Source organism: Pseudomonas sp. S3_A03, from assembly GCF_054668275.1.
The window spans coordinates 578,789-601,084 of the sequence record NZ_CP162753.1; the positions used below are offsets into that span (position 1 = coordinate 578,789).

7 protein-coding genes and 2 pseudogenes are annotated in these 22,296 nt (G+C 65.4%); all 9 read left to right on the forward strand.

Annotation, left to right across the window (positions count from 1 at the left end; translation table 11 throughout):
- Nucleotides 1-71: 71 nt before the first annotated feature.
- Nucleotides 72-521, forward strand: a complete 450-nt coding sequence (gene gspG / locus AB4O25_RS02690; RefSeq protein WP_460150428.1) for a type II secretion system major pseudopilin GspG — start codon at nt 72-74, stop codon at nt 519-521.
- An 8-nt stretch (nt 522-529) separates the two neighbouring features.
- Nucleotides 530-1,408, forward strand: a complete 879-nt coding sequence (gspK, locus tag AB4O25_RS02695) for a type II secretion system minor pseudopilin GspK (protein WP_158555756.1) — start codon at nt 530-532, stop codon at nt 1,406-1,408.
- A complete protein-coding gene (gene gspL, locus AB4O25_RS02700; protein WP_017530237.1) occupies nt 1,405-2,475 on the forward strand; it encodes a type II secretion system protein GspL in 1,071 nt (356 codons plus the stop codon). Before gspK ends, gspL begins: the two co-directional genes overlap by 4 nt.
- Complete coding sequence (gene gspM / locus AB4O25_RS02705; RefSeq protein ID WP_017530238.1) at nt 2,468-2,977, forward strand: type II secretion system protein GspM; 510 nt, start codon at nt 2,468-2,470, stop codon at nt 2,975-2,977. Before gspL ends, gspM begins: the two co-directional genes overlap by 8 nt.
- Nucleotides 2,974-5,274, forward strand: a complete 2,301-nt coding sequence (gene gspD / locus AB4O25_RS02710) for a type II secretion system secretin GspD (RefSeq protein ID WP_017530239.1) — start codon at nt 2,974-2,976, stop codon at nt 5,272-5,274. Before gspM ends, gspD begins: the two co-directional genes overlap by 4 nt.
- On the forward strand, nt 5,271-6,689 hold the full coding sequence (gspE, locus tag AB4O25_RS02715) for a type II secretion system ATPase GspE (RefSeq protein ID WP_017530240.1): 1,419 nt from the start codon (nt 5,271-5,273) through the stop codon (nt 6,687-6,689). Before gspD ends, gspE begins: the two co-directional genes overlap by 4 nt.
- A pseudogene (gene gspF / locus AB4O25_RS02720) lies at nt 6,689-7,898 on the forward strand (type II secretion system inner membrane protein GspF). The gene gspE and the pseudogene gspF overlap by 1 nt, the downstream one beginning before the upstream one ends.
- A gap of 335 nt (nt 7,899-8,233) precedes the next feature.
- Nucleotides 8,234-9,439, forward strand: a complete 1,206-nt coding sequence (locus AB4O25_RS02725) for a substrate-binding domain-containing protein (RefSeq protein ID WP_017530242.1) — start codon at nt 8,234-8,236, stop codon at nt 9,437-9,439.
- A gap of 198 nt (nt 9,440-9,637) precedes the next feature.
- Nucleotides 9,638-21,902 (forward strand): annotated as a pseudogene (locus AB4O25_RS02730) (filamentous haemagglutinin family protein).
- The last annotated feature ends 394 nt before the right edge of the window (nt 21,903-22,296 follow it).

Genomic DNA, 22,296 nt, shown 5'->3' on the forward strand with positions numbered 1-22,296 from the left:
TTTTCAATACGACTGACATGTGTTCTTGCAACACTGCGCCACGAAATGCACTCAACCCAAGGAATGTCGAGATGGATATCGCGCGCCTAACCCGCCCATTGCCAGGCCCTCGCGGCCGGCGTGGCTTCACCCTGATCGAGATCATGGTGGTGGTGGTCATCCTTGGGATCCTGGCGGCGATGGTGGTGCCCAAGGTACTCGACCGCCCGGACCAGGCGCGGGCTACGGCGGCCAGGCAGGATATCGGCGGCTTGATGCAGGCGCTGAAACTCTACCGCCTCGACCACGGCACTTACCCGAGCATGAACCAAGGCCTGAAAGTGCTGGTGGAACGCCCGGCGGATGCCAAGAACAACACCTGGCGGGCCTACCTCGACCGCTTGCCCAACGACCCCTGGGGCCACCCGTATCATTACCTCAACCCGGGCGCCAACGGTGAAGTCGATGTGTTCTCTTTGGGCGCCGACGGCCAGCCGGACGGCGATGGCGTGAATGCCGATATCGGCTCCTGGCAGCTATAAGGCGCGCCATGAAACGGTATTCGCCCGCAGCGGCGAAGCAGCGCGGCATGGCGATTATCAGCGCGTTGCTGATCGCGGCGGTGGTGGCGGTGCTTGCCGGCGCCATGTTGACGCGCCAGAGCGTGTTCACCCGCAGCCTGGAAGCCGAGCAATCGCGCATCCAGGGTCAATGGTTGTTGCAAGGCAGCCTCGAGCGCACTCGACACATGCTGTGGGAAGCACGCCAGAAGGACGTGCTGACCCGTCTCGACCAGCCCTGGGCCCGCGCCCAGGGCGGTGCGTTCACCGGCCGGGTGGAAGACGAACAGGGCAAGTTCAACCTGCGTAACCTGGTCAACCGGCGACAGGTGGATGCCGAGCAGTTGCAAAGCTTCGAGCGCCTGTGTCGGCTGATCGGGGTCGACCCGGCGGTAAGCCGGCGCGTCAGCCAGCGGGTGATCGCATCGTATGACCAGCTCGATCAGCCCGCCGGCTACCCGATGCTGCGCAGCCTGCATGACCTGAGCGGTATCGACGGCCTCGACCCGGCGCTGTTGCAGCGCATGCAGGCGTATATCAGCGTGCTGCCCGATATCACCTGGGTCAACGGCAACACCGCCCGCGCCGAAGTGCTCAGCGCCGTGGTGCCGTCGTTGAATCTGTCCCAGGCCCAGGCGTTGGTGGCCGAGCGGGATGCCGGGCATTGGTTTATCAACCGGGGGGACTTCGTCAACCGCCTGCACTTGCCCCAAGTGGCGGTGGATGCGGTACAGGTGGGCATCACCAGCGAGTGGTTTCGCCTGCAAGGCCAGGCGCGCCAGGACCAACGCCGGGTGACCCTCGACGCGTTGCTGCATCGCCCGGAAAACCAGCGGCCCCAGGTGATCTGGGCGCGGGTGGGCGTATGAAACGCTTGCGCATTGGCTTGCCGCCGTTGGCTGATTTGACCGTGGACAGCCGCGTGACATTTGCCTGGCTGGAGCGCGACAGGGTGGTGTGCGACGGTCATGAAAGCCTGGCGCGGCTGGGCAAAAACCACCCGGCAGTGGACTGCTTTCTGCATCCCCGCGACAGCCTGCTGACAAGCCTGGAGCTGCCACCATTGGCCGCCGCCAAAACCGCCGCCGCCGTGGCCTGCGCGGCGCAGGCGTTGATCCTGGGGCCGCTTGAGGCGATGCACGTGGCCCATGGCCCGCGCGAAAGCGATGGGCGCGTGCAGGTGGGTTGGGTGCCCAAGGCCGGGCTGGCGCAACTGAGCCAGGTATTGGCGCAGGCGCAGCTCAGGTTGCGTGGCCTGTACCCGGCGCCCTATGCCTTGCCGGCAGGGGCTGCGACGCTGGACGAAGGGTATTTGTTGACGCGCGACAGCCTGCAACAAGCGGCGGTGCATCCATTGGGTGTGCAGGTGCTGGATGTGCCGCTGGTGGATGCATCGCAGCGTTGGGCCGGTGCCGTTCCCGCGTGGGGCTTGCACGCTCGTCTCCGCCAACCGTCCAGCGGCGGCTGGGGCAGGGCGCTGGGGTGCGTCGCGCTGGCCACGGCCATCTGGAGCCTGGGCCTCAACCTCTATGCGGCCCGCCAAGTCGAAGAGGGCCAGCGGCTCAAGGCCTTGATGAGCCGCCAAGTGCGCCAGGCGTTTCCCGAATTGCCGGTGGTGCTCAACCCGTTGCAACAGGCGCGTCAACAATTGGCCGCCCGCCAGGCCGGCGCCGCCGCCGACCCCGGCCAGCGCTTTCCCGGCCTGCTGCAACTGGCGGGCAGCCACCTGCCGTTTATGGTGGGCAGCGTCGATACGTTGACCTTTGAACAGGGGCGCCTGCACCTGCAAATGCTCGCCGACAGCCGCAGCCCCGCCGCCGAGGGCGAGTGGCAAGCCGCGTTGGGCCAGGCAGGGTTTGCCGCCACGCGCGATGACCACGGCTGGAGCATCGCGCCGACGCCCGCCGCTGAACAAGCGGAGGTTGGCGATGAATAAATGGCAGCGCATGCGCGGCCAGGCCAACGTGTTCTGGAACGGGCTGGCCGTGCGTGAAAAACGCATGCTGGCCGGTGCCGGCCTGGTGCTGGCGAGCCTGTTGAGCTGGTTAGTACTGGTGCAGCCCGCGCTGAAAAAAATCGACTACTGGCAAGCCGAAACGCCCAAGTTACGCGCCCAGGCCGCCGCCTTGCAGGTGCTGTTGCAGGACGTCGCCGCGCCTCGGCTCGCCGATGAAACCGCGCTGCGCCAGACCCTGGACAGTGCCGGCCTGCAAGGCCATTACCAGGTGCAGGCGCTGGGCTCCGGTTGGCGGCTGACCTTCGATAACGCCCCGGCAGACGCCGTGGTGGGCTGGTTGCTGGGCAATCCCCGTTCGTTTTCTCTGGAGGTGTCCGAGGCGCGCTTGCAACGTGCCGTGGATGCCGTCGACACCTCGGCCGGCACTGTGTCCGGGACCGTTCGCATGGATCAGGCGCTTGGCGCTAAGGAAGCTTCATGAAGTGGTCAGTCCCGCCGTTTCGCACCGTTGCGCCATTGCTGTTGCTGGCCCTCAGTGCGTGCAGTACCCAGGAGGCCGCCAAGCCATTGCTGGTGGACAGCGAACTCGGTCAGCCGCTGGCCGACACTCGTCGCCATGGCGATACCGTGCTCGATCGCCAGCGCGACGCCGTGCCCAAAGCCGCCGCACCCCACCGGCTGACCAACAGCGCCCGAGGCCAGGCGCCGACGACCGTCAAGGCGCGCAACCCGCTGGGCGACCAGCCGGTGCAGCTCAACTTTGTCGAGGCCGATATCCAGGCGGTGGTGCGCGCACTGTCCCGCGCCACCGGCCAGCAGTTCCTGGTGGACCCGCGCGTAAAAGGCAACCTCACCCTGGTCAGCGAAGGCCAGGTTCCCGCACACCAGGCTTACGACATGCTGCTGGCCGCGCTGCGCATGCAGGGCTTCAGCGTGGTGGACGTGGGCGGCGTGGCCCAAGTGGTGCCAGAGGCCGATGCCAAGCTGCTTGGCGGGCCGATGTACAGTGCCGGCAGCAGCGGCATGCAGACCCGCACCTTTCGCCTGCAATACGAAAACGCGGTGAACCTGATCCCGGTGCTGCGCCCCATCGTGTCGCCCAACAACCCGATCAATGCCTACCCCGGCAACAACAGCATCGTCATCACGGACTACGCGGAGAACCTCGCGCGGGTCGCGCAGATCATCAGTGGCATCGACACCCCGAGCGCCATCGATACCGATGTGGTGCAGATCCAGAACGGCATCGCCGTGGACATCGCCGCCATGGTTGCCGAGCTTCTGGAAACCCAGGGCGCCGACCAGACCCAGAAAATCAACGTGATCGGCGACCCGCGTTCCAACTCGATCATCATCCGCTCCGGCAGCCCCGAGCGTACCGAGCTGGCGCGCAACCTGATCTACAAACTCGACAACGCGCAAAGCAACCCGAGCAATATGCACGTGGTGTACCTGCGCAATGCCCAGGCGGGCAAGTTGGCGCAGTCGCTGCGCGGGTTGCTCACCGGGGAAAGCGAGTCCGGCGTCAGCGACGACGCCCGCGGCAAGCTCAGCAGCATGGGCGGCAGCGGCCAGAACAGCGCGCAAGGCGGCGCGGCCCAGAACAGCAGTGGCACGCCCACCGGCAGCGGTGTGTCGCCGGGGTATGGGCAAACCAACTCGACCACCGGCAGCAACAGCACCTCCAAGGATCAGGACACCGCCTTCAGCGCCGGCGGCGTGACCATCCAGGCGGACGCCACCACCAACACCTTGCTGATTTCCGCGCCGGACCCGCTGTACCGCAACCTGCGCGAAGTGATCGACATGCTCGACCAACGCCGCGCCCAAGTGGTGATCGAGAGCCTGATCGTCGAAGTGGGCGAGGACGACGCCACCGAGTTCGGTGTGCAATGGCAGGCCGGCAACCTGGCGGGCAAGGGCGGCTTTGGTGGCGTCAACCTCGGCGGCAGTGGCCTTGCGACCACCGCCAAGACCAGCCTCGACGTGCTGCCCAAGGGCCTGAACGTCGGCGTGGTCAACGGCACCGTGGATATTCCGGGGATCGGCAAGGTGCTCGACCTCAAAGTGCTGGCCCGTGCGTTGAAGAGCAAAGGCGGCACCAACGTGCTGTCCACACCCAACCTGCTGACCCTGGACAACGAAGCGGCGAGTATTTTCGTGGGGCAGACCATCCCGTTCGTCACCGGCAGTTACGTCACCGGTGGCGGCGGCACCAGCAACAACCCGTTCCAGACCGTGCAGCGTGAAGAGGTGGGGCTCAAGTTGAACGTGCGCCCGCAGATTTCCGAGGGCGGCACGGTCAAGCTGGATATCTACCAGGAGGTCAGCAGCGTGGACACGCGCACCTCGGTGGACGCGGGCACGGTGACCAACAAACGCGCGATCGACACCAGCATTTTGCTGGATGACGGGCAGATCATGGTGCTTGGCGGGTTGCTGCAGGACGGTTACAGCCAGAGCAACGACGCGGTGCCGTGGCTCGCTGATATTCCGGGGTTGGGCGCGTTGTTTCGCAATGAAAAGCGCAGTGTCAGCAAGACCAACCTGATGGTGTTCCTGCGGCCCTACATCATTCGCGACAGTGGGGCGGGGCGCAGTATCACGTTGAACCGCTACGAGTTCATGCGCCGGGCCCAGGGTGGGTTGCAGCCTGAGCACAGCTGGGCGATGCCGGACGTGCAGGCGCCGCAGCTGCCGTCGGTGGAGAAGGCGATTCCCGGCCAGCAGGGGCCCAGGGCGGTAATCCGGGCGGTGCCGGTAGGTACGCAACCATGAGCCTGCTCCCCTACGCCTGGGCCAAGTCCCAACGCATCCTCCTGCGCCCAGGCGAAGAGGGCATGCTGCTGACCGTCTGCCCTTCAACCCCTGGCTGGTCGATCAGCGAAGTTCAGCGCCAATTCGGCCAGGCGCGCGTCGAGCAGGTGCGCGACGACGAACTCGACGGCCTGCTCACCGGTGCTTATGCCGACACCGGCAGCGCCGCAGCTGTCGTGGGCGCCGCGGAAAACGAGGTGGACCTGGACCGCCTGATGCAAGACATGCCCGAGATCACCGACCTGCTCGACACCCAGGACGGCGCGCCGGTGATCCGCATGATCAACGCCTTGCTCACCCAGGCGGCACGGGATGAAGCCAGTGACATCCACATCGAACCCTATGAAACCCATTCCGTGGTGCGCTACCGCGTCGACGGCACGCTGCGCGATGTGGTGTCGCCGCGCAAGGCGCTGCACGGCGCGTTGGTGTCGCGGATCAAGATCATGGCCCAGCTCGATATTGCCGAAAAACGCCTGCCCCAGGACGGGCGCATCGCGCTGCGCGTGGCCGGGCGGCCGATTGATATTCGCGTGTCGACGGTGCCCACCGGGCATGGCGAGCGCGTGGTCATGCGTTTGCTGGACAAGCAGGCCGGGCGTTTGCAACTGGAAACCCTGGGCATGGCCCCGGCATTGCTGGCGCGTCTGGACACGTTGATTCGCCAGCCCCACGGCATCGTGCTGGTCACCGGCCCTACCGGCAGCGGCAAAACCACCAGCCTGTACGCCGCCCTGGCGCGGCTGGATGCGAGCACCAGCAATATCCTGACCGTGGAAGACCCGGTGGAATACGACCTGCCCGGCATCAGCCAGATCCAGGTCAACGCCAAGATCGACATGACCTTCGGCCTGGCGCTGCGAGCGATTCTGCGCCAGGACCCGGACATCATCATGATCGGCGAAATACGCGACCTGGAGACCGCGCAGATCGCCGTGCAAGCCTCGCTCACCGGTCACTTGGTGCTCGCCACCCTGCACACCAACGACGCCGTGTCGGCGGTCAATCGCTTGGTCGACATGGGCGTCGAACCGTTCCTGCTGGCCTCGTCGTTGTTGGGCGTATTGGCGCAACGGCTGGTACGGCGGCTGTGCCCGCACTGCAAGCAGCAAGACCCGGCCGCGCCCGGCATGTGGCGCCCGGTGGGGTGTGCCCATTGCAATCAGATCGGCTACAGCGGGCGTACCGGTATCCATGAATTGTTTTGCGTCGACGATGACGTGCGCAGCCTGATCCACCAGGGCGCCAATGAGCAGGACCTGCGCCTGGCCGCGCGCCGCGCCGGAATGTTGAGCCTGCGTGAAGACGGCGAGCGCTGGGTGCGCAGCGGCGCCACCGCGCCCGAAGAAATCCTGCGCGTGACACGGGACGCCTGATGAATCGCTATCGCTATGAAGCCGCCGATGCCAACGGCAAGGTCGAGGCCGGGCATCTGGAAGCCGACAGCCAGAGCGGGGCGTTTGCGCTGCTGCGCAGCCGTGGCCTGACGGCGTTGCGGGTGCAGGTCGAAGGTACTCGGCAAGCGGCTGCCGGCGGCGGTCTGTTTACGGCGAAACTGTCGGACAACGACCTGGCCTGGGCCACGCGGCAACTGGCGAGCCTGCTCGGCGCGAGTTTGCCGTTGGAAGCGGCGCTGAGTGCCACGGTGGAGCAGGCAGAGAAAAAGCACATTGCCCAGACCCTGGCCGCCGTGCGCGCCGATGTGCGCGGCGGCATGCGCCTGGCCGATGCGTTGGCGGCGCGGCCACGGGATTTCCCGTCGATTTACCGCGCCTTGATCGCGGCGGGGGAGGAGTCCGGCGACCTGGCCCAGGTCATGGAGCGCCTGGCGGACTACATCGAGGAGCGCAACAACCTGCGCGGCAAGATTCTCACCGCGTTCATCTACCCCGGCGTGGTGGGGTTGGTGTCCATCGGTATCGTGATTTTTTTGCTCAGCTACGTGGTGCCCCAGGTCGTCAGCGCGTTTTCCCAGGCGCGCCAGGATCTGCCGGGGCTGACCCTGGCGATGCTCAACGCCAGTGACTTTATTCGCGCCTGGGGCTGGCTGTGTTTTGCCGGCATTGTCGGCGGTTTTTGGGGCTGGCGCCTGTACCTGCGCAACCCGGTGGCGCGGCTGAACTGGCATAGCCGCGTGCTGCGCCTGCCCCTGATCGGGCGCTTTGTGCTGGGCCTTAACACCGCCAGGTTTGCCTCGACCCTGGCGATCCTCGGCGGTGCCGGGGTGCCGCTGCTGCGCGCCCTGGAAGCGGCGCGGCAAACCTTGTCCAACGAGCGCTTGAGCCAGTGCGTCAACGACGCCACCGCCAAGGTGCGCGAAGGGGTCAACCTGGCCCCGGCGCTGGCGGTGGAAAAGGTCTTCCCGCCGGTGCTGATCCACCTGATCGCCAGCGGCGAAGACCGGCTCGCTGCCACCGATGCTTGAGCGCGCGGCGCAAACCCTGTCGCGGGATATCGAACGCCGGGCCATGGGCATGACCGCGTTGCTGGAGCCGCTGATGATCGTGGTGATGGGCGCGGTGGTGCTGGTGATCGTGATGGCGGTGCTGTTGCCGATCATCGAGATCAATCAGTTGGTCACCTAGGTCAGCGGAGCGAACTCGGGTTCCTCATCCTGTCATGTTTCAACCGCTCGACACGCTCCGTGCGGTCTCCAGCCCAGGGTTGCGAAGCCGTACTGAAACGCCGCTGTCACGTGGGCCAAAACCGCTCGAAAGCATGACCAAAACACCCGAGAATCTTTTTAAAATCAAGCGCTTCCTCCCGAGGTTTTTCCTATATCTGTCATCGGAAACTGCGAGTTTCGTTCCCATGGTTTTCACCCAGGCCACCCCCCGCGTACCGGCCTGGGACCGAAGCCATGGCGTCATGCAAGAGCCATCTACCCCAAACGTACAAACACGACGAAAGGAGATTCTTCATGTTTAAGCGCAACGTTCTCGCGGTATCCATGACCCTCGCCGCACTGTGCTCGGCCCAGGCTGCACTGGCTGACATCAACGGCGGCGGTGCTACCTTGCCACAGGCGCTGTACCAGACTTCCGGCGTGCTGACCGCCGGTTTCGCCCCCTACATCGGCGTGGGCAGCGGCAACGGCAAATCCGCCTTCCTGAACAACGACTACACCAAGTTCGTGGCTGGCGTGACGAACAAGAACGTGCACTGGGCCGGCAGCGACTCCAAGCTGAGCGCCACCGAACTGTCGACCTATGAGTCTGCCAAGCAACCGGCCTGGGGTAAGTTGATCCAGGTGCCGTCGGTGGGTACGTCGGTTGCCATTCCTTTCCGCAAAAGCGGTGCCAATGTTGTCGACCTGAGCATTAAAGAGTTGTGCGGTGTGTTCTCTGGCCGTGTCACTGACTGGAGCGGTATTTCCGGCGCCGGTCGTACAGGTCCGATCAAAGTGGTTTATCGCAGCGAAAGCAGCGGCACCACTGAGCTGTTCACCCGCTTCCTCAATGCCAAGTGCACCACCGAACCCGGCACCTTCGCCGTCACCCCAATCTTCGCCAACAGCTACAGCCTTGGCTTGACCCCACTGGTCGGCGCCGTTGCCGCCAATGGCAGCACAGGTGTAATGGCTGCCTTGAACGACACCACTGTCGAAGAAGGTCGCATTACCTACATGAGTCCTGACTTCGCTGCTCCAACATTGGCCGGCCTGGACGACGCGACCAAAGTTGCACGCGTTGGCAAGGATGTTGTCAACGGCCAGCCGGTGCAGGGTAAATCGCCAACTGCCGCCAACGTATCTGCCGCCATCGGCGCAGTACCGGTACCGGCTGCCGCTGTTCGTTCCAACCCGGACGCCTGGGTTCCGGTCTTCGGTCCGGACAACACCGCCGGTGTACAGCCTTACCCAACCACCGGCTACCCGATCCTGGGCTTCACCAACCTGATCTTCAGCCAGTGCTACGCCGATGCCACCCAGACCACCCAAGTGCGTGATTTCTTCACCAAGCACTACGGCGCCTCCAGCAACAACGATGCAGCCATCACCGCCAACGCTTTCGTTCCGCTGCCAACCGCTTGGAAAGCCACCGTTCGCGCCAGCTTCCTGACCGCGAGCAGTGCCCTGAGCATCGGCAACACCAACGTTTGCAACGGTATCGGTCGTCCGCTGTAACCCCCCGCTTCCAACGACCTGCAACACCTGATCAGCAACGGCCTGCGCCGTTGCTGATTTTTGCGTTTCGCCGCGCCGTTACCAGCCCCATATGAACTTTGCATGACAGAAGTTCGGTCCCGCCCTTCGCCAACCGCCTAACCCTCATACGTGAGCCTGTCGTGCTCCCTGCGTGATAACAAAGAAGGAAGATCCCCGATGGTCCGCTGCCAATCACCGGTTAACCTGAAAGCCCCAGAACCCGTGCTGCGCCTCAAGCCCCTGGCCCAGGCGATTGCCTTGTTGATGGTGGCCGGCAATGCCCACGCGGCCACGGCGTTCAGTTCCAGTTGGTTTGCCGAGAAAGGCGCGACTCAGGCGGCGACGGCGGCGCGGATCAGTGCCGGGCAGGTGCCGGGGGTTCCTTCGCTGAACCAGCAGGCACGGGCCAACCAGCAGTTGGCGCGTTCCATCAGCACCTTGAACACCAGCGTCGCGGCGATTGCCGCGCAGCAGGCGGCGCAAGCGGCGGGGCGTCAGGCGGCGTTCGGCCAGGTCTCGACGATTCCCGATGGCCTCGGCAAAGGTGGCCTGCAGGTGGATAACAGCCTCACGCAGGGCTGGACCAACGCCAAGGGCCCGACCCAAAGCCAGGCCGGCGGCAAGACCACGGTGACCATCGAGCAGACCGCCGACAAGGCGATCCTCAACTGGGAAACCTTTAACGTCGGGCGCAACACCACGGTGGATTTCCAGCAGCAGGCCAGTTGGGCCGTGCTCAACCGCGTCAACGACCCCGATGCTCGGCCGAGCGAGATCCAGGGCCAGATCAACGGCGCCGGCACGGTGATGATCATGAACCGTAACGGCGTGGTGTTCGGCGGCACCAGCCAGGTCAACGTGCGCAACCTCGTTGCCGCCGCTGCGAATATCACCGATGAGCAATTCACCCAACGCGGTGTTTACGTGGATGCGACCGGCACGCAGCCGACCTTCACCGATGCGACGGGCAAGGTCCAGGTGCAGCGCGGTGCGCTGATCCAGACCCACAGCCCGGCCACTTCGACGGATGCGGGCGGTTATGCCTTGCTGCTGGGGTCGGAAGTGGACAACGCCGGTACCATCATCACCGCCAAGGGCCAGACCACCCTGGCCGCCGGTGACAGTTTTTACATCCGCAAGGGCGTCGGCACCACCGGCAACGACCGCTCCACCACGCGCGGCAATGAAGTGGCGACCAGCCTCAAGGCCGGCAGCAGTGCCGGCCAGGTCAGCAACAACGGGCTGATCATGGCCTCCACCGGTGACATCACCCTGACCGGGCACCAGGTGCAGCAAAACGGCGTGGCCCTGGCCAGCACCTCGGTGGACACTCGCGGCACAATCCACTTGCTCAATTCCTCCACCGACACCACGGGCAGTGTGACCCTGGGCGAGGGCAGCACCACCGCGATCCTGCTGGACAGCAGCGCCAGCACCGCGCTGAACAGCCAGAAGAGCAACGGCCTGGTCAACTTCGACGGCATGCCCGCCAACCTGGCCACCGGGCGGTTCCAACAACCTCAGCGCCGTGGCCGACCGCAGCGATCAGTCGCGCATCGAGATCGTCAGCGGCGGCACCGTGGATTTCCACAAAGGCTCGATCACCCTGGCCACCGGCGGGCAGGTCGCCGTCAGTGCCGCAGGGCGCAGCCTCGTGCGCGATGGGGCGCTGATCGACGTGTCCGGCGCGGTGGGCGTCAAGGTGTCGATGGAAGCCAACAACATCAAGATCAACGTGCAGGGCAACGAGCAGCGCGATGCGCCGGTCAACCGCGACGACGGCAAACTGATCAACAACGACGTGTGGGTCGACCTGCGCGACCTGGTATTTGTACCGGCCGGGACCAACGGCTACGCCACGGACCGTTGGTACACCGCCGGCGGCTTGCTGGAAGTCGGCGGCTACCTCGGCACCCAAGGCCACTCGGTGGGCGAATGGATGGCCCAGGGCGGTACCCTGACCTTCACCGGCAAGGAAGTGGTGACGCAAAAGGGCGCGCAGCTCAACCTGTCGGGCGGCACCGTAGACGTGCAGGCCGGTTACATCCAACAGACCTGGCTCAAGGGCCCGGACGGGCGCCTGTATGAGCTGTCCAACGCGCCGGGCGACCTTCTGTATTCCGGGCTTTACAAGGGCTATGAAGACACCAGTACCCGCTGGGGCCAGACCGATTACTACTACAACCCATTGATCGCCAAGCAACGCCGTTACGAGAGCGGCTACACGGTGGGCCGCGATGCCGGCAAGCTGGTAGTCGGCACGACGGGCGCGGTGCTCGAAGGCCAGGTGGTCAGCGATGTGTTCCAGGGCGATCGCCAGACCCAGGCACCGAACATCAACCTCGACGGTTACCAACAGTCGCAAAAGGCTATGGCCCAGCGCGCGCAGTTGATCATTGGCGGGTACACGCCGGTCTACAACAAGGCCACCGGCACCCTGCGTTATGCGCTGACCGGCACTGCCGACGAGGTGCTGATCGCCGGCAACACGCAGAAAATCGCCGACGGCCTGGACCTCACCACCGCGCTGCCAGCGGATCGCCAGGGCAAGATGGTGCTCGACAGTGACCAACTCAACGGCTACCGGTTGGGCGCGATCAAGGTTGGGGCCAAGCAGCAGATCAGTGTCAACGGCGCGCTCAACGTGGCGGACGGCGGCGATATCACGCTGTTCGGGCCCCAGGTCAACCTCAACGCCAACCTCACGGCCCATGGCGGCAGCATCAATGCGGGCAATATTCTCAACCAGGTCAACCTCAATTCGGGCAATACCGTCGGCGATGTGATCCTGGCGGGCGGCGGGCATGTCGATGTGGCCGCAGGTGTGAAGCTGGACGCGACCGGGCGTTGGAATAATGTGCTGCTGGAGCCCAACCGCCGCGACGGCGTGGCGTATGTGAACGGTGGCAAGGTCTCGCTGCGCAGCTTCGGCAACGTGGACCTGGCGGCGGGCAGTGCGGTGGATGTGTCTTCCGGGGCCACCCTGGGCGTGGACGGCCAGCTCAGCGGCGGCAAAGGCGGCGATGTGACCCTGGGGGCGTGGGGCGCGTTGGCCGTGGACGGCGAGATTCGCGGTTATGGCGTCAACGGTGGCGGTACCCTGGCGTTGCAGGCGCGCAAGGTGCAGATCGGCAACAGCGCCGATGCACCCGCTACCGACACGCTGCAATTGACCGGCGACTTCTTCAACAAGGGCTTCTCGGCCTACGACATCACCGGCAACGAGGGGTTGCTCGTCACCGACGGCACCCAGGTGGACGTGAATGCGCCGGTCTACCGTCTGGGCCGGCAGACAGCGCTGACGCCAAGTGGCAGCGAGCCTGCCACGGCACTGGAGCGCTGGACACCGACGCTCTACCAGGAAAACCCGACCCAAGGCGTGCTGACCCAGCGTCGCGGTGCCAGCCTGACGCTGACGGCCGGCTCCAGGGATTCCGCCGCCGCACAACTGGCGAGCACCGCCCTGACCGTGGGCCGGGGCGCGGTGATCAATGTCGACCCCGGCCAGGGCATCAACCTGCGCAGCGTCGGCCAGTTGACCGTCAACGGCAGCCTGAATGCCTGGGGCGGCAGCGTCAGCCTGGGCGGCCTGAATGTGACGCCGCCGGCCTGGGAACAGCCGATTGCCGCCGGCCATGAACGCTCGATCTGGGTGGGTGAACAGGCGCTGATCGACGTCGCCGCGCGAGCGGTCACGGCGGTGAGTCATCGGGGCAACGTGTACGGCCAGGTCCTCAATGGCGGCAAGATCAGCATCGGCGGCGATATCAACCTCGCCACCGGCATTGCCAGTGCCGGCGATGTGTTTGTGGTGGTCCGCGAGGGCGCGCGCCTGGACGCGTCCGGGGCCCAGGCGATGCTGGATGTTCCCGGCCAGGGCCGTGTGCCGGTGGCCAGCAATGGCGGCAGCATCAGCTTTGCGTCCAACAATGGCCTGTACCTGGACGGCAGTTTTGTGGCCCGCGCCGGTGGCGCCGGTGCGGCGGGCGGCAGCTTGTCGCTGGCGCTGGAAAGCCCCTACTACGCGAAAAACGGCGCGAACGACCGGGTGCTCAAGGTGCGCGAGCTGGTGCTCAGCCAGACCCATCAGACCAGCGTCTTACCGACCGCCGCCAGCCTGGAATACGGCCATGGCCGTCTCGGTGTCGACCAGATTACCGCCGGCGGTTTCGACAACCTGGCGCTGCTCAGCAACGGCTTGCTGAGTTTCGACGGCGACGTGTCGTTGAACATGGGCCAGAGCCTGCGGTTGTACAGCGCCAGCTACAACCTCAGTGAAGGGGCTGCGGCCAACTCGCGGGTCACGCTGTCGGCACCTTACCTGCAACTGGCCGGCATCCTCGCGCCTGCGCAAAGTGGTAAAGAGGCCTACGTGCGTGCGGTGCCGCTGCTGCCCAACCCGTCGCCGCTGGCAACGACGGCACAGTTCAGCGCCAGCGCCAACGTGATTGATGTGCGCGGCAATGTGGTGTTCGGCAACAAGAGCAACGTGCCGCAGACGAATGACGCGCTGGTCGCGGTCGAGCGTCGCGGGTTCGACGACGTACGACTGACCAGCCAAGGCGACCTGCGCTTTCTGGCCGGTGCCGATGCGAACGTGATCTCTCAGGGCATCAGCACGCAACTGGCGACCAGCGGCGACATGACCCTGCGCGCCGCGCAGCTGTACCCTGCGACCGAGGTCGGGGCGCGGGTCCTGGCGGGGTATTTGAACGGCAACTCGGGCTTTGACCCGACGCGCACCTTGAGCATCGAACGCATCGGTGACGCCACAGCGGCTGTGCCGTACTCGGCCTTCGGCCGCCTGCAACTGGGCAGCGCGAATATTCGCCAAGGCGGCGTGGTGCGTGCGCCGCTGGGGCTGATCGAAATCGGCGTGTTGAATTCGGGCAAGGTTGAACTGTTGCCGGGCAGCCTGACCTCCGTGAGCGGCAAGGGCCTGGTGTTGCCTTACGGCGGCACGGTAGATGGTCAGGTCTATCTGTATAACGGCAAGAAAGTCACATTCGTTGGCCAGGGCGCAACGGATAACGGCGGTGGCTTGTATATAGGGATGGTATTGGGTGGGCAATCGGTGGCGGTCCAGCCGGGCGCTACGGTGGATTTATCCGGCGGTGGTGAATTGCTCGGGGCCGGGTTCATTTCCGGGCGTGGCGGTTCCACCGATGCGCGCCTGACCCCCTTGGTGCAGTTCGGCGCAACCGGCGGTTTTGTGCTGCCGGGCCTTGGCACCAACCCGATCTACGCGATTGTGCCGGGTGTGCAACCGGGCTATGCACCGGTGGCGCCGGAAGGCGGCGCGGTCGACCCGCTGATGGGCCAGCAAATCACCATTGGTGCCGGCGTGCCCGGGCTGGCGGCGGGCACCTATACGCTGATGCCGTCCACCTACGCCTTGATGCCGGGCGCGTTTCGGGTAGAAATCAATGGCCTGGCCGGGCCTGGTGGCGAAGGTGCAACCCAACAGATGCGCAATGGCTCATGGGCCACCGCCGGGCGCCTGTCCATCGCCAATACGGGCATCGTCAACAGCCTGGCGAGCCAGGTGATCCTGACCTCCGCCGATACCTTGCGCCGTTACTCCCAGTACAACGAAACCGGTTACGCCCAGTTCGCCGTGGCCGATGCGGCCAGGCTTGGCGTGCCCCGTGCCTTGCTGCCGGTGGATGCCAAGACGTTGAAACTGACGTTGCGTGCGGGAGCCGGTGCGCAGGCGTTTTCGTTCCAGGGCACCGGTCGCTTCGAGGCCGCTGACGGCGGTTACGGCGGCACCGTGGCGCTGACCAACGCAAGCGCAGGGGTGGGCCGGGACATCGAAATCGTGGCGGCGGGCCAAGACGCCAGCAGTGGTTTTGACGGGATCAGCGTGCAGGCCCAAAGTTTGAATGCCTTGGGCGCTTCACGCCTGGTGATCGGTGGGATGACGTTGGTCAATTACGGCCAGGCCGGCAACTACATCAACATCGCCAACGGCAGTAACAGCTCCATTGTGCTGCGCGATGGGGCCAACCTGGCTGCGCCGGAAGTGCTGTTGCTGAGCGGCACCGGGCGCATCGTCGTTGAGCAGGGTGCCTCGATCAACACCATTGGTCGCGGCAAGGCCAGTTATGACGCGCGTGACGGTTTTGTCTACAACGTGGCGAACATGCTGGCGGTGTCCAACGGTTTGCTCAACGTCGTCGCCGCGCGGTCACCCGGCGGAGTCATCAGTGGGGGCATTCAGTTAGGCGTGTGCAACCCGCGCGCCCTGCAGCGGCCAGACGGCCCTGTATTCCGAAGGCAGCATCGTTACCTTGACCGACAGCACCCTGCAGATGGGGGATGAGGTGCGCTATGGCACCCGCCACCTGAACCTGGGGGTGTCCAGCATCAACGTCGGCAGCCCCGAAGCCCTGGCCGCCGCGGCCGCCGGTAACCGGCTGCCGGTGGGCATGACCCTCAACCAGCAGGTGTTGGAACGCTTGCTGCGCGGCGACACCCAATTCGGCGCCCCGGCCCTGGAAACCCTGCAACTGTCGGCGCGCGACAGTTTCAACTTCTACGGCACCACCACCCTGGACACCTACGACGCGGTGACCGGCAAGTCGCTGCTGAGCAACCTGATGCTCTCCACGCCGGCGATCTACGGTTCTGGCGGTGCCAACGACGTGGCCGCCATCCACACCGCCAACCTGATCTGGCAGGGTGCCGAGGCACCGCCTGCGGCGGCGGTGACCGGTGGTGCCGGCAGCGGCAGCGGGCGCCTGGACATCAATGCCGAACGCATCGAGTTCGGCTATGGGGGATTTGCCCAGGCGAGCACCACTAAAACCTTCGATCGCCTCGCCCTGGGTTTTGCCAACGTCAACCTCAATGCCGGCGAGCGCATCACCGCCAACCACAAAGGCAGCCTCTCGGTGTACCAGAGCCAGGGCGCGTTTGACCCGATCAAGGGCTTTGCCTACAGCGGCGGCAATCTGAATATCCTCACGCCGCTGATGACCGGGGAGGCCGGTTCGGTCAACCGTATTACCGCCGGTGGCGCAATAAATGTCAGCGCCTCGGCCGGCGCGGTGGGCAAGGTAAACGGTATCGGCGGTGAGTTGGCGTTGCAGGGTGACAGCCTGCGCCTGGCCAGTGCCGTGGTGATGCCCAGCGGCAAAGTGACCCTGGGTGCCCGTGGCGATGTGGTGCTCACCGATACCGCCTCGATTGATGTGGCCGGTCGGGCCATTCCCTTCAACGACCTGACCAAATACAGCGCAGGCGGCGAGGTGTTGCTGGAAAGCCGCACAGGCAATGTAAGCCAGGCCGCGGGCTCGACCATCGACCTGTCGGCGCAGCACAACCAGGCGGGCAGGTTGCGCGCGGTGGCGGTGGACGGCGCAGCGGGGATCGTCGACCTGGCGGGCAAGATCATCGCCGGCAGCAGCGGTGGCTACGATGCCGGTGGCACCCTGGTGCCGTACCTCGCCGGCGCGGTGGAAATCCAGGCCCAGCGCCTGGGCGGCAATGGCACCCTCAGCGACCAGTTCGCCGCGCTCAACCAGCGCCTCAACCAGGGCCAGGTCTATGGTGCGCGCAGCTTCCAGCTCAAGCAGGGCGACCTGACCATCGGCAGTGACGTCAAGGCCAACAGCGTCAACGTCTCGATCGACAACGGCAGCCTGCGCGTGACCGGCCTGGTGGATGCCAGTGGCGAGCGCGTCGGCAGCATCAACCTGGCCGCGAAAAATGGCCTGAGCCTCGACGGCGGCGCCGTGCTGGACGCCCATGGCGCACAACTGCGCGTGGACAGCTACGGCAAGATCATCGATTCGCCCAACCGCGCCATCGTGGTCCTCAGCTCTGGCCAGGGCCAACTGACCCTGGCCAATGGCGCGCGCATCGACCTGCGCCATGGCACCGCTGCCACGACCGGCAACGACGGGCGCAGCCGTGGCACGCTGGAACTCAACGCGCCGCGCGTGGGCAACAATGACGTCGCCATCGACGCCGGTGGGGTGTTGACTATCCAAGGGGCGCGTTCGATTGCGCTCAACGGCATGAGAACCTACGACGATGCCCCGACCAGAACCGATGAAACGCCAGAGGGGCGCCCGTACCAGGTGATCGACCAGGACTACCTCAGGGACGTCGTCGATCCATCGAATACGCAATTTATCGACGCCGCACGCGTTAACGGTAACTTGCTGCGCAAGCTCGCCGGCTTGAACAACGCGACCTACGGCGACGTGTTCCACCTGCGCCCCGGCGTCGAGATCGTCAGCAAAACCGCGGACGGCGACCTGGTGGTGCAGGGCGATCTGGACCTCTCCAGCTATCGCTACGCCAGCCTCAAATCAACGGCCAAGACCGAGTCCGGCAGCCTGACCCTGCGCGCCGGCGGTGACCCTGAATATCTACGGCAGCATCAACGATGGCTTTGCCGCGCCACCGGCCACCGACGATGACAATGGCTGGGTGCTGCGCGCCGGTATCGACCACACCGGTGGCACCGTGGTGGTACCGGGCAGCGGCGTGACCCTGGAGGTGGGCACCGTGTTCCCCGCGGGCGCTGCGCTTAATTTCGATGTACTGACCAACCCGCTGTTTCTGCCGGCGGGTACCCGTTTGCCCGTGGCGGCCACGCTCAACCAATCGTTGGTACTCCCGGCGGGCACGGTGTTGGCGGCGGCTGTTCGGGATGCCTCGGGCACTGTGCTGTTCGCGGCGGGCACCTTGCTGGCTCAGGACCAGACCCTCGCCAGTGGCAGTGTCCTGGAGGCTGGCAGCCTGTTGAGCACTTCAGCCAGTGTTGACAGCCTGATCTGGCCCAAGGGCGTGCCCTTGGTCACCAGCATGACCCTGGCCGCCAGCAAAGTGTTGCCCCGTGGCGCGCTGTTGCCGTCGGGCACTGACGTGAAATTACCCGGTGGCGTGGAGTCGGTGCAGTTGCGTGTGGCCGACGCCGGTCGCCAGGGCAAGAACTGGGCGATTGCACCGATGTTGGAGGAAGGCTCGCAGTCATGGTCGATACGCCTGGTCGCGGGGGCCGATACCGAGGCGGCGGACAGTCGCCTGCTGCAGCCGCATCCGGTAAGCGGCAATCTGCGATTGGCGGACAGTCACTACGGGGCGTTCGGCAAGGGAGCCCAGGTCTGGACCGAGGAGGGCTCCTTGGGGTGGTTCGGCGATGACAGCATGGTAGGCCAACCCATTGATTTCGACGCAATACAATACCCAGGGCTATGTGACGACCTCCCGGAATACTGCGTTATCAGTGGTGATGCCTACACGCTGCTGGTGGGCGGCAGCACTCGCTTCAGCGTAGTCCGCACCGGCGCGGCAGACCTTGACCTGCTGGCCGCCGGCAACCTGAGCATGGAGTCGCTGTTTGGCGTATACACGGCGGGCAGCTCGTCCACCGGCACCTCGGCCAACGATCCGTATAACCTCAAGCGAGCCCTGGGCAGCAATGGCAAGGTATTGGCTAACGCCGGGGGCAACGAAAAGCTGGTCAACGCAGACACCGCCAGCCTGTACCGTGCCTGGTACCCGGATACGGGCGGCAACTTGCTGCTTAAAGTGGGCGGCAACCTGACCGGCAATATCACCAGCCCGGCGCTGAACGGCGTCGGTCGTCCGGTACCCAGCGACCTGGGCCAGGATTCAGCCAACGTCGGCAACTGGCTGTGGCGTCAGGGCAACGGCCTCAGTGGCAACCAGGCGCAGGCCACCGCGTGGTGGGTCAACTTTGGTACCTACGTGCCCGGCATGGCCTACCCGAGCGCGGACCAGATGGTTGGGTTCACGGGCTTCGGCACCCTGGGAGGAGGCAACCTTAACGTTGATGTGGGCGGCGATGCGGGGATTCTCAACGCGTCGTCGCAGCCGCAGAACGTCAGCCCCCGCAGCCAAGGCCTGGTCCTGGCCGTCGGCGGCACCGGCCGCGTTGCCACCGATGGCAGCGTCCAACTGACCGGCGGCGGCGATCTGAACCTGCGGGTCGGCGGGGCGCTCAACCCGGTCAGCCAGATCAACCGAGACCACCTCAATGGCGTCCTGGTGAACACGCGAGGGCATGTACAACTCACTGGCGGCGCCCTCGGTAGTCTGACGCTGCTGTATGGTGACCAGCCCGGCTACCAGAGCCCGAGCGAGGTGCGCGCCTACGACCCGCTGCGCTCCACGTCCGCCAGGGCAGCGGGTGGTTTGAGCCTGTTGCCGGGTGACGCTACCTTCAGCCTGGCCACCCGCGGTGACCTGGTGCTGCAGGATGTCGCCGACCCGGGCCGCGCGCCGCAAGTCAACGCGTTGGCCTACGCGAACGCTGGCGTCAACGGGATTGGACACAGCTGGTTCAGCCTGTGGACCGACCGTACGGCGGTGGACCTGTTTTCCGCCGGGGGCAACCTCACGCCCCTGACCCAGACGCTGGACACCGACATGGCAGCCGTCTATCCCGCCACGTTGCGCGCCGTCGCCGCCAGCGGCAGCCTGTACTACGGTCGCGCATCGTACGGTGACCCAAGCACCGTGCCGCCGCTCGGGGCCATGGTGCTGGCGCCGTCGGCCAACGGGCAACTGGAACTGCTCGCCGGCGACTCGATCTACGGCGGCGACCTGCCCATCAGCCGCTCCAGCGCAGCCGCGCAAAGCCTGGCGACGATTTTGCGCCCGGCGTTTCTAGGCTTCCTCACCAATCAGATCGCGGTAAACGGCAGCGGTAATCTGGCAAGCGACGCCAGCATTGCCACCTTCAGGGTGTCGCCGCTGTTTGCCTTTGGCCCCAACACCGCCAGCATGGCCTGGGGCGACGCCCTGGAGCCTGCACGTTTCTATGCGCTGAGCGGGGACCTGCTGGGTGTCAATAGCGGGCGTGTAATCACCCTGACTAGACCCGCCTTCCAGGACCCGCGTTTTGGGCAGACTTACTACGAGGGTGCCGGTCCGGTCTGGATGCTGGCCGGTCGCGACATCGTCAGCAGCGGTACGCCACTCAGCGGTGCCAATGGCGGTAATAACACCACGGGTGAATACACCTACGCCGGCAACCTCTTCGTGCACAACAGCCCCACCGATATCTCCATCGCCAGCGCCGGCCGCGACATCCTCTACAGCAGCTTCAATGTCGCCGGCCCCGGCACGTTGGAACTGACGGCGGGGCGCAACATCCAGATGGAAGACAAAGTTGCGGTGAACAGCCTGGGGGCTGTGGCGGCCGGCGACAGCCGCCCTGGCGCAAGCATCGTCATGCAAGCCGGCATGGGCCCCAACGGCCCGGATTACCGCCGCTTCGTCGAGGCCTACCTGAACCCCGCCAACCTGGCGCAACCGGGTGAGTCGTTGCAGGGCGGCAAAGTCGCCAAGACCTATGAGAGTGAGCTGGTGGCCTGGCTCACCGAACGCTTCGGCTTCGGCGGCGACAGCGAACAGGCCCGTGCCTACTACGCCGCACTGCCTGGCGAGCAACAACGGATCTTCGCCCGCGACGTGTACTTCGCCGAACTCAAGGCCGCCGGCCGTGAGTACAACCAGGACGGCAGTGTGCGCCAGGGCAGCTACGTGCGCGGCCGTAGCGCGATTGCCAGGGTTGTTCCCCGAGACGGATGTGGCCGGCAACCCGATCACCTACAAGGGCGATATCACGATGTTCGGCGGCGCAGGCGTGCACACCAACTTCGGTGGTTCGATCCAGATGCTCACCCCCGGCGGCCGCCAGACCTTCGGCATCGAAGGCGCGGCACCACCGTCGACGGCGGGTGTGATCACGCAGGGCGCGGGGGATATCCAGCTGTACTCCCTGGGCAGCATCCTGCTTGGCCAAAGCCGCATCATGACCACCTTCGGCGGCTCGATCATGGGCTGGACCAGCGCCGGCGACATCAACGCCGGGCGCGGCTCCAAGACCACCGTGGTGTACACACCGCCCAAGCGCGTCTATGACAACTGGGGCAACGTGAGCCTATCGCCGTCGGTGCCGAGCACCGGTGCCGGGATCGCCACGCTCAACCCGATCCCGGAAGTACCGGCGGGGGATATCGACCTGATCGCGCCATTGGGCACGATCGATGCGGGCGAGGCGGGGATTCGAGTGAGCGGGAACGTCAACATCGCGGCCTTGCGCGTGGTGAACGCGGCGAATATCCAGACCCAGGGCAAGTCGTCGGGCGTGCCGGCGACAGCGACGGTGAACGCCGGCGCCATGAGTTCGGCCAGCGCGGCGGGGGCGGCGGCGTCCCAGGCGGCCGAAGACGCGGCGCGCAGCCAGCAGGCGGCGGCCAAGCAGGGCCGGGCTTCGATCGTGACCGTGGAGGTGCTGGGGTTTGGCACCGAACCGGTGCCCCGTGAGCCGCAGGAACAGCAGAAAACCTCGGCGTACAACCCCAACAGCCCGGTGCAGGTGCTGGGCGCGGGGCCATTGAGCGAACAGGCGCGGGCGCGTTTGACGGATGAGGAGCGCAAGCAGATTACCTTGTAGGGCGGTGCCCAGACCTCTCGTTGTACCTTGGGGGCGATCACTGATCGCCCCGTTTTTTTGCACGGCGTTGTACCCAATCCAGCCCAAAAAATGCCCCCCTCCCAATTCCGAATGAACCTTTCATGACAAAAGTTCGGTAGCCCATGGCCACTCCCGTCTCTCCTGTGTAACGCGCTCAAGAACACCAGCACGGTGTTGTTCAAGGCGCCGGCTGTACGCCAGGAGTGGGGCAATGGGAACTATGGAACGTTATTCGAAAGTGGGCATGCAGGAGCTCGACCAGCGCCTGTCGAAGATCGTCGAAGCGGCGCGCAAGAAGCCGGTGTCGGTCTATCGCTATGGCGCGCCCTGGGTGTGGATCGTGTCCCAGGACGATTGGCAAGGTGCCTTGAAG

Coding starts and splice junctions, on each gene's coding strand:
- gspG (WP_460150428.1), top strand. CDS start 72: ATGGATATCGCGCGCCTAACCCGCCCATTGCCAGGCCCTCGCGGCCGG.
- gspK (WP_158555756.1), top strand. CDS start 530: ATGAAACGGTATTCGCCCGCAGCGGCGAAGCAGCGCGGCATGGCGATT.
- gspL (WP_017530237.1), top strand. CDS start 1,405: ATGAAACGCTTGCGCATTGGCTTGCCGCCGTTGGCTGATTTGACCGTG.
- gspM (WP_017530238.1), top strand. CDS start 2,468: ATGAATAAATGGCAGCGCATGCGCGGCCAGGCCAACGTGTTCTGGAAC.
- gspD (WP_017530239.1), top strand. CDS start 2,974: ATGAAGTGGTCAGTCCCGCCGTTTCGCACCGTTGCGCCATTGCTGTTG.
- gspE (WP_017530240.1), top strand. CDS start 5,271: ATGAGCCTGCTCCCCTACGCCTGGGCCAAGTCCCAACGCATCCTCCTG.
- AB4O25_RS02725 (WP_017530242.1), top strand. CDS start 8,234: ATGTTTAAGCGCAACGTTCTCGCGGTATCCATGACCCTCGCCGCACTG.